Here is a 9,783-nt window from a genome sequence, read left to right as displayed (position 1 = left end):
ACGACGGATACTCCAAAAACCAGAACGCTAATAATGATATTGAGAATAATAAACTTTTTATACCATTCAAAGCCCTGTAAAAGACTTGTTAAGAATACAAATACTACATAAAAAGGTAATGAAAGTGCTACCAGTTTAAATACTATCGAAAAATCTACATCTGTTCCTATTAATTTCTGATCGAGCCAAGACGCTGTAAAAAACACTACAAAGGCGGCTAAGATACTGGCACTTAAACTCATTACCCAACTGGTGCTGTATACTTTTTTTAACTGTGCTGGCTTTTTTTGAAATTGGGCTGTATTCTTAACCAGTCCGTTTTCTAACCCCAAAACAGAAAAAGTAAGCAACCCTTGCATGAAATTACGTAAATTTCCTAAAATACCCATTCCAGCAGCACCAACGTAATTAGCCAGTATCCATGACATAACAGCTCCTGTTCCAATTTTCAGAAACACATGAATAGAATTGAATCCAGCTACTTTAAGCAGCACATTTTTATTGAATTTATGGAACCATATTCTCATTTAGTACCCATTTACTTCATGGACTACTCGTTCCATTTGCTCGAATGTAATTAAAGGATGACATGGCAAACTTACTTCTGTCCGATGTAATTCTTCTGTTATTGGAAATATAAGATGATTAAAGGCTTTAAATGCTTTTTGCAGATGTGGTGGCACTTCATAATGAAGACTTGTTCCTATTCCCTGAGCCTCTAAATAGTCTATAAATGCTTTCCTATTATTTACATAAACAGGAAAAACATGCACAACGCTATTTTTCAAGAAATCTTGAGAAAGCAATTGTACCTTATCGTTATTAATGTGCTCGTAGTAATAAGTAGCTATTTCAACTCTTTTTTTATTATCTGCGTCAAGTTGGGGCAATCTGTTTGATAAGAATCCAGCTTGCAATGGGTCGAGTCTCGAATTCACTCCTATAACATCGTTTATGAAGCGGCTTTCTCTACCGTAATTTGCAATTTTACGGCACATATTTGCAAGTTCAAGATCATTTGTAGTAATAGCTCCAGCGTCTCCTATGGCTCCTATATTTTTAGTAGGATAAAAAGAAAAAGCACTCGCTTTGGCTAGACTTCCAGCTTTTACTCCTTTGTCATTTGTTGCTCCATGGGATTGTGCTGTATCGCAATAAATGTTCACCGAATTCGCTTTCGCAAAAGCGTATACCTCATCTTCTACTAATTTACCATAAAGGTCTACAACCAGTATCGCATCGTATTTTTGATTTACTTGACGTATGGCAAGTGCTGTCAAGTTAAGCGCTTCTACGTCTACCAGAATAGCTTGCATACCTGCATGAGCGATGCTTAAAAAAGTAGCGATGTAGGTGTGTGCTGGAACTAATATTCTTGCATTTACAGGCAAGTTTCCTAGAGCAATTTCAGCTTTGAGAATGATGGTTAAAGCATCGAGACCATTTCCTGTTCCTATACAATGACTTGCGCCACAATAAGAAGCGTATTCATTTTCAAATTGAGTCACCCATTCTCCTCCTATAAACTTTCCAGAACTATAGATTTCTCTAAAGGTTTTTAAATCTTCTTGAGCAAACCTATCGTTTAGTGGTTTAAGGTCTAGATATGAAATTTGTGTTTTTATAATGAGTTGATTTTAATAGATAATAACAAGGAGAATAACACGGGAAAGTACTCTATCCAAAAGCCTCTAGAATGTCTTTTACACGACCCATTAGGGCAATACTAGTCATTATGAAAAAGAAAAAATTAATTCCAATGGCTACATATTTTTTCCAATGGTAACTTTCTCTGAAACTTAAAAAACTGTAGACTACGCCAGCAATAATAGTGATGAAAAATAGCGTCATTAGGTACCCAATACCATCATTAATACTATTACTTACAGTTCGGGTTATCTGTGATAGCATGGTAAATACTGTCACTAAAATACTAGAAACAATAGCAAAATGAAATGATCTCTTCGTATTCTTCATCAGTAAAACTCTGTTTGTAAAAGTAAGCGTTTTTTCAAAATTGAAAGATAACACTACTTAACAATACTTAACGGGCAGTTAGCATCTTATCCTTTGTTAATGGCTTAAATTTGCACTGTCATATTATATGAAGTATTCGTTTAAATTATTGAATTAGCCTTTTTTAATTATAAATAACTGAACATATTATGAAAAAGAAAAGTAAGTTAAGTTGGTTGAATAACCACCGGTGATAAGTGACTGATAGCTCCTTATTTATTGGTGGTTTTTTCGTTTATCGAAATCTCAAAATTCGATCTCCCACCTTTTCCATTCTTCCTTCTCGCATCCCAATTCCTTTTTAAAACGCAACAATCCTTTATTAACTGATCCATCTCGTTCATTCACAGACCCGTAATCCATCAATAGGAATCCTTTTTCTTGAAACTCTTTCATCGCTTCCATATACAGATAACCTACCGCATTTATCTTTAAACCCAAAGATGAACTGGCAGTATATTGTGATTTTACAATGTCATTTTTTATAAAAAAAGTAATTCCTGCAAGTAATTGATCCTCTCGATATAGGTTATGCTGAACGATATTTTCTGGAAACTTAGAGGCGAGCAATTCTATTTCATCTAAACTATGCACGGGTTGAGAAGCATACCTTGCTCGTAATTGTGGCACCAGTATTTGCTCCCAGAAACGCTTAAAGTCATTTGATCTTTCTATTTTTAACCCTGCAAATTTACCATTGCGATAACCTCTTGTCTTCTTAGAGGACACCCTATACTTTTGATCTAATTTTACAAACAAATTGTCCAAAATTCTATTCACTCTAAAACCTTTGTCCTTAAAAATATGCGCCATTTCTTGATGGAGCTTATGGTAGGATAAAGGTGGTAGCTGTACTTCAGCTTTTACAATCAACGAGCCGCTTACCGAGAAAATAGCATCCTTTATATACTCCAGAAACACCTCCAGCAAGAGATGCATATTCTCCGTCCCTATCTCACTCAAAATCCAACCACCATAACTCAAACCACGGTGGCTGTAGAATACTTGGCTTTTTATATGAGCTGGCATGCAGCATATCAACTGATTCTCTTTATAAAACATCAAACTATGATCCTCAAATCGTTCTTTATGATAGTCCATAAAGTCCCTATGGAATAGAAAAGTTCCAGCAACAGAAGTTTTTATAAACTGATTCCATTCTGTTTCTATACTAGGATGATATTTCTGAACTCTTATATCCAATTGAGGTTTTTAAGATCGCTAAGATAAGTAGAAGAAAACTTTTGAAATTGAATTTGAAAAAATAGGTGACTTAAAGAACCTCAAATTACCTACTTAAAAAAAACGTTTCTTTAAAGTAAATGATGAACACGCACTCAAAAAGATATCATGATTAAATTTTGAAAATGAATGTAATCACATCATTTACTTAAGAAAATAAAACACCTGGTTCCTAGCTTATTAAAGTTGGTAAATTAAAAATCATACACAAACATAAAGCTGCTAACAGCCATCCCTGAAAACCGTCAAGTGAATAAATAATCCCCTCCAATTATGACGTTTACTTCATAATAAGAGTCGGTCGATCATCATCAAAACTATTGTTGCTAGAATCAAATCTTAATCTCCAGAGTCAAGTAATAATTACGATTAGGAGAAGGAATAATTCCTGGACCTGGATAACCGGTGGCCCTTCTTGTGAAGTAGGCATTATCTAGCACATTATTGATACCTGCTTCTAATTTGAATCGTTTATTGTAGGTATAAGAAATAGAAAAATCAACAATGTCATAGGCTGGAATTGCTCCTATAAGCCCACTTAAAACACCATCAACAGCGTTTGAAGCATCTGTAAATTGTTCTGATAGATAAGAGTATTGAACGCTTGCTAGGAAGTTCTTATAACCGAATTTCATTCCTGTCTTAAAATTCAATTCTGGGATAAACTCTACCTTATTCCCTTCTACTCCACTGACTTCCGACTTGGTATATTCTGAACTTAAAATTGAGGTATTAAAAAACAAATTAAAAACATAATTACTGTCTTTAATAAAAAGCTTATTCAAATTAAAATCGACAAGACTTTCCAGCCCGTAAATAAAAGCATCTCCTATATTAGCTCGTTCACTCTTTACCCTACCGTCAGATACAATCTGTCTAAAACCAATGCGGTCTTGATACGCGAGGGAAAAAATACTAGCGTCATAAGAAACATAATCTTTAAAATTTCCTCGTGCGCCTATATCTGCGGTAAAACCCTCTTCATCAGTAATGTCTGGATTGATTTCAAAAGCCGGATTTACGGTACTGATATCTGTATAGGTAACAGATCTATAATTTTGGGAAATATTGCCATAGAACTCCAGTGATGTAATTACTTTATAACTTGTTCCTATACCTAGAAGAGCAAAGGTTCTTTCATTGACAAAATTCTCATCTACTCGGTTATTTCTAATCACATTACCTGCCCCATCAACACCTATATCTCTAGAAAAACCGTCGCTTTCTGTTTTGATGTATTCCAATCTAAAACCTGGTGTTATGGAAAGTTTATCCGTTACATAAAATATATTCTCTCCAAAAACAGAAACATTTAAATTAGGAAATATAAATTCATTCTGATCTGGATAATTAGGAAAATCATCCAGCTGAAAATCAAAATTAGCGTCACTACCATCGCTTCCTGGCCCCTGCTTGCTGGTATTATTTGCTCTATAAAATTTAGAACCTATCAAGAAAATAGCTTTTTTATTCCCCAGATTATAATGGCTCAAGAAACGAGCTTCAGCACCGTAATTATTAAATTCTCCTTTAATCAGGTCGCGTTCTGACCCTGGGTCTAATTGATCTACTCTATTGGTTCTAAATCCTAACGCATTACGTTGCGCATCCAACCCAAAAGCACTAAAAGTAAACTTAGTATCCTTAGAAAAATCATGAGTAAAAGTAAGGTTGTACAACAACCAATCCACTTCAAACCAGTTGCGAGCTCTATTGCTCTGAAAAGGGTCTTCTTCAAACTGGGCGTCGTTGAGACCGCCAGCCTGTTGAGCTAGATAATTTAAATAGGTCACTTCTCCTGTGACTTTAGTCTTTTTATTGAATTGGTACCCTATATGTGCATAGCCATTTCGTGATTCAAATTCTGAATTGGGCCTAAACCCTTCGCCTTTTTTATAATTAAAAAAGGTATAGTAGCTCCACTTCCCTTTCGTTCCACTTAAGCTTGTAAAATTTGTATAAAGGCCATTATTACCGATCGTATTTCTAGTAATCAGTTCTATAGCATTTTTAGGGTTTGGCTTTTTCATTACAAAATTTATGAGTCCGCCGAATTGTGTTCCATATTGTAATGATGCTGCACCACGTATGACTTGTATACTTTCAAGACCTTCTGCAGGCGGCGCATAATAACTTTCTGGATACCCTAAAACATCTGCACTAATATCATAACCATTCTGGCGCGTATTAAAATTTGCCGTCCGATTAGGATCCAGACCACGACCGCCTATGTTGAGTTGTAATCCCGCATCATCGTTTTGATAGATATTCAATCCTGCGACCTGATTAAAAATTTGTCTTGCATTGTTAGTGGCAAGATTTGCCGTAGAATTCTCTATAAGAACTACTTCCGTCTTTTTACCTGCATAAATAGCGGTTCCCTCTACGTCTTTTAATCGGTCTAACTGAAATATTTTTTCTTTTCTAACCGTAATTTCAATAGCTGTTAACTGTTCTGAAAGTTTATTTAATTGGAAGTCATAAACAGAAGTACCAACAACAATTATAGTTTTTTCCAATACTTGATATTCAAAGGTAAAAAGCACCAACGTTAGATTTTCCTTGGTCGTTTCAAAACTGTAATTTCCATTTATATCAGTCGTGGCTATCACTCCAGCCTCTTTATCATAAAGATCTACCTCAATAACAGATAAACCGGTTACCGCATCTGTCACTTTTCCAGATATTTGAAACTGTGCTCTAACACTGCAACTCATAAAAATAATGAGTAATAAACAACTATAATCCTTTAATCTCATCCTCCAATGGTAAAATCCAGTCCTTGTGCTGGAATGATTCTTTTATTTGATATAAATCTACTGATTGATCAACGTACAGCTGGCTCAATCTTCCATTAAGAGCTACATAACTATCCACATAAACCTGTACGTTTTTATAGCCCTGAGCTTTGTAATGATCACCTAAAAAATGAGCATATTGTAGTATGAAGTCTGGCTGATAGCTCATTTGCTTTTCTTGAAAAGAGGTTAAAAAATCCGTATTATCTATATAAAATGATTCCCCTGTGCCATCGACAATTTTAAATTGTGAGCTTCCCATTTTCTCCATGAGCATCACACGCCAAGAGAATCGGTACCCTTCTTCGGTCCAGAATAATTCCCCCGGATAGGCCAGATAGCGCCAAGGTAATAATAACTGTACGGTAAAGAACACAACAAGTACTGGAATAATGTATTTTCTATAGGTAATTTCTAGTTCCTTATAAGTGTGCCGTTTCTCCTTTGACACCAAAACATGTTTTGTGGCCAGCAAGCCTAAGGCATTTGGCCAAAGCGGCTTTACAACACGCTTTAAACACAACAATACTCTTCTTAAAAAACTTATAATTTTCTCTTGTACCTGGGCGTCAAAAAACACTACTGTACTGATGATCATAACAAAAGGAAACATACCAATAGGAAATAGAACCCTAGTCATTACATGAAAAATAACCACCGCTGCAAATGCTAATAATCGAGTCTTCCGGTACAATAACAAAAACGGAATAAACAGATCGTAGAGCATCCCTGACCAGCTGAAGGCGTAATGTACCCATTCTTGTTCCATTAGGTTCCCCAGTAGCGGAATATCATATTTAGATGGCAACCATAATTTTAAAGGCATGGCTTTTAACAACCAGTCGCTGTTCAATTTTGCAAGTCCTGCATAAAAATAAACCGTACTCAGCAACAATTTTATGCCGTCTATAGTCCATCGTGGAATTTGAGGCGTTGATTGTTGTGCCGTTTTTACTAATCTAAGAGCAGTAAAGCGAGATCTAGCAAGGTTATCAATAGAAAAATAACGAGCCGCTGGTAAGAAAATCAATAAGAAACTCAACATACTAATAAAATAGTAGTGATTGAGGTAGGTGGTTTTATCCATCAGCTCGATATAAGTAAAACTGAGAAAAAATACCACTATAGCGATGCGGTATTTAAAACCCAAGGCTACAAAAAAAGCGGCAATACCACAAATAGCAAAAATAACATACGTAAAGGAACCAAGTGGTTGTACCCATTCAAAGCCATAATAACTAAAATGAAAAGAGGGCTCTAAATATAGGCTATTGATCCATCCGTGCGCCCAAAACCGGATAATACTATAAAGCATCATTAACCCAAAACCTATACGGAAAACCGAAAGTGGTGCTGCAGAAGTAGTCTTATTAAGGTACGTATGAATCGCTGATTTCATTTCAAAAAAAAAAGTTGCCACAAAAATGGCAACCTTATTAGACTATAAATTAAATATTAATCTCCATCAGAATCAACATAATCTACACTTATGCTAAGCGTCTGCAACATGTCTACCTTAAATAAAACAGTCGCTCTTTGTAACTCATCATAAGTAGCAGTCATCATGACATTATCAGTATTCACTTGATCAAAAAAGTTATCTCCCAACAAGTTCATTTGTGCTCTCGCCGTATTCAACTGGCTATTGATAATTCCTGTAAGGTCAGAAGTGCCACTGTTGTTTCTCAATAAAGTTAAGTAACTAGCATAACTCGAACCAGTTGTAGTACCACCATAAGATCTGCCATTAAAAAAATCATCTACAGCTTGCAATCCTTTTAGAGCTAATTCTTTTGAAAATTCTCTACTATACAGTCCTTCTACTCTATCAGCTAATGGTGAAGTAGAGAAAACTCCTGCTGGAATTCCAATTTTATTTGCTCTTAATCCTTTCTCATAATAAAACACAAAATCATTGGTCATCATATTTAAAGAACTGGATGCGGTATTATCAGTACTATTTACAAAAGTATCTCTGTAGGACCCAGTCCAATCGTTTAAAACCGTTGTTGTGAGACTATGCATTTGATCAATTATATCACTCAAATACTGCTGATGTGAACTTGCCTTAATATCGCTAGAATAAAAACTAATAATGTCAGCATCTATGGTTGCTGTACCGTATAATAGGTAATCCACTGCTGGAAAACCCACAGCGTCATTATTCTCAGGAGTGGTAAGATCATAAGCACCGTTTACCATATTCATATTAGCCTGAATGTCAGAAACATTTGTAGGGTATATATTCATCTGAAAAGAGTACAATACCTCTTCAGCCTTACCTACATTAATCATTTCTACATATTGCCAAGTCAAATAAGCGGCTAACCAATCTTCCCGTAAATCTTCTAAATTAGCCTGATTAGGAGCGGCTATAAAAAGATTTTTAGAAATTTTAAGTGCTGCTAGATCCGTACTTAAATCTTGTAAAGCTGGGATGATAATATTATCGGCAACATTTTCCAATAATGCTTTTCTATCAAAGGTATCCGTTTGTCCACTACCATCATCTTCTGAATCACTACATGCCCCTATTGCCATTACTGCAAAAAGCGCTAATCCTAGGTGTTTTAATTTCATTACTCTCATTTTAAAAGTGGATAAATATAAGGTCATAGTCGATAAAAATCACTCTTAACTACATGAACTTAAGGTTAATTTTACGTGAATTTGAAAATTCCCAAACCAGTCCGAAAACTGTTTGGAAATTTTTCTTTGGCTAATTAAATATCTTAACTTCCAGCTTGTTCTGTTGTAAATTCAAATCTTGCTGAAATCTCATCTGAAATCCTGTTTAGAGTTGCAGGAGTTACATCCCAAAAACCATTTCCAGTCATTAATTCTGATAGGTATGCATCTACTTCACTTTTGCTAAAGTAAGGCTGATCAGTTCCCGCCTTTCTAGTAAACTGAAGGCTGTATATAAAACCATACCCTTCACTCAAATCGTGAAAAGCAGTAGCTTTATCTGCCGCTAGAAAGTTTTGAGCTACTTGTAAATAATATACTGCTCTGATGCCGATTATATTAGAAACTTCTTCCTTAATAATATCTGCTTGTTGATCTCTTACGTCATAATTTTTTGCAACAATAGCTGCACGTCCTAATTTAAAAGCATCATAAATTGTTGCAGCTATACCGTTGAAATTTGGAGAGCTCTCCACACGATTCAGGTATTTATTAAGGTACTGGTCCACATTAAGGACTGGACTCGTCGCGTCTACTTCAGCTCCATATAAGTAACCAAAAGCTTCATCCCATTTGTGTTCCATGTCGGTATAAGGCTTTCCAATTGCAACAAGATCGTTATCGTTATCTACACGGTAATCCCCTCCATCTAGAACAGCTGTACTTAAATAATTATTAAGCATTTGATCTACCATTAGAGATCCTATCAAACCTTTTACAAATGCCTGATCATATTCCAATCCTTTTGGACCCATATATCTAACGGAACCACCACCTGCTTCTTGCAATTGACCGGCTACTCCAGCAGTCGCTGTATTGTTCCAAAATGGAAAAACATCATTTGCCTGAGCGGCTATAAAACCATCAAATTCTGATTTAATCGCGGTAGCGTCAGTTGAATTTGCAGCAAAGAAATCGGTACTGGCAGCTACTTTACTGCGAACACTTTTATCAGATGCATTTAAAAAAGCATCAGAAAAATTATTTGCTCCTTCAACATGAGCAAACATGGCATCAATAGAAACCTCATCTAATGAAT

Annotated in this window: 8 protein-coding genes; all 8 read right to left on the bottom strand. The window is 35.5% G+C overall.

Going from position 1 to position 9,783, the window contains the following annotated elements; translation table 11 throughout:
* Positions 1-527, bottom strand: a 527-nt coding sequence (locus ACJAT0_RS11295; RefSeq protein WP_415181734.1) for an oligosaccharide flippase family protein, incomplete at its 3' end; no start/stop codon positions are given.
* A complete protein-coding gene (locus ACJAT0_RS11290) occupies positions 528-1,613 on the bottom strand; it encodes a DegT/DnrJ/EryC1/StrS family aminotransferase (protein ID WP_415181736.1) in 1,086 nt (361 codons plus the stop codon).
* A 64-nt stretch (positions 1,614-1,677) separates the two neighbouring features.
* Complete coding sequence (locus ACJAT0_RS11285) at positions 1,678-1,977, bottom strand: hypothetical protein (RefSeq protein ID WP_415181733.1); 300 nt, start codon at positions 1,975-1,977, stop codon at positions 1,678-1,680.
* 285 nt (positions 1,978-2,262) lie between these two features.
* On the bottom strand, positions 2,263-3,219 hold the full coding sequence (locus tag ACJAT0_RS11280) for a hypothetical protein (RefSeq protein WP_415181732.1): 957 nt from the start codon (positions 3,217-3,219) through the stop codon (positions 2,263-2,265).
* 371 nt (positions 3,220-3,590) lie between these two features.
* Positions 3,591-5,975, bottom strand: a complete 2,385-nt coding sequence (locus tag ACJAT0_RS11275; RefSeq protein WP_415181731.1) for a TonB-dependent receptor domain-containing protein — start codon at positions 5,973-5,975, stop codon at positions 3,591-3,593.
* Between the two features lie 22 nt (positions 5,976-5,997).
* Positions 5,998-7,455: an HTTM domain-containing protein gene (locus ACJAT0_RS11270; RefSeq protein WP_415181735.1), complete on the bottom strand. Its 1,458-nt coding sequence runs from the start codon at positions 7,453-7,455 to the stop codon at positions 5,998-6,000.
* 56 nt (positions 7,456-7,511) lie between these two features.
* Positions 7,512-8,636 (bottom strand): imelysin family protein, encoded by a 1,125-nt coding sequence (locus ACJAT0_RS11265; RefSeq protein ID WP_415181730.1) that lies wholly within the window; start codon positions 8,634-8,636, stop codon positions 7,512-7,514.
* A 152-nt stretch (positions 8,637-8,788) separates the two neighbouring features.
* The coding region (locus ACJAT0_RS11260; RefSeq protein WP_415181729.1) for a DUF4856 domain-containing protein at positions 8,789-9,783 on the bottom strand (995 nt) is incomplete at its 5' end.

The sequence above is a fragment of the Nonlabens sp. genome (genome assembly GCF_047636915.1).
GTDB lineage: Bacteria > Bacteroidota > Bacteroidia > Flavobacteriales > Flavobacteriaceae > Nonlabens.
Note: the sequence above shows the minus strand (reverse complement) of the source record. Positions and strands in the feature narration are given on the sequence as shown.

What these genes read in the sequence shown, in the direction of transcription:
- ACJAT0_RS11270 (WP_415181735.1), bottom strand. Translation starts at nt 7,455, where the DNA reads ATGAAATCAGCGATTCATACGTACCTTAATAAGACTACTTCTGCAGCA.
- ACJAT0_RS11265 (WP_415181730.1), bottom strand. Translation starts at nt 8,636, where the DNA reads ATGAAATTAAAACACCTAGGATTAGCGCTTTTTGCAGTAATGGCAATA.
- ACJAT0_RS11285 (WP_415181733.1), bottom strand. Translation starts at nt 1,977, where the DNA reads ATGAAGAATACGAAGAGATCATTTCATTTTGCTATTGTTTCTAGTATT.
- ACJAT0_RS11275 (WP_415181731.1), bottom strand. Translation starts at nt 5,975, where the DNA reads ATGAGTTGCAGTGTTAGAGCACAGTTTCAAATATCTGGAAAAGTGACA.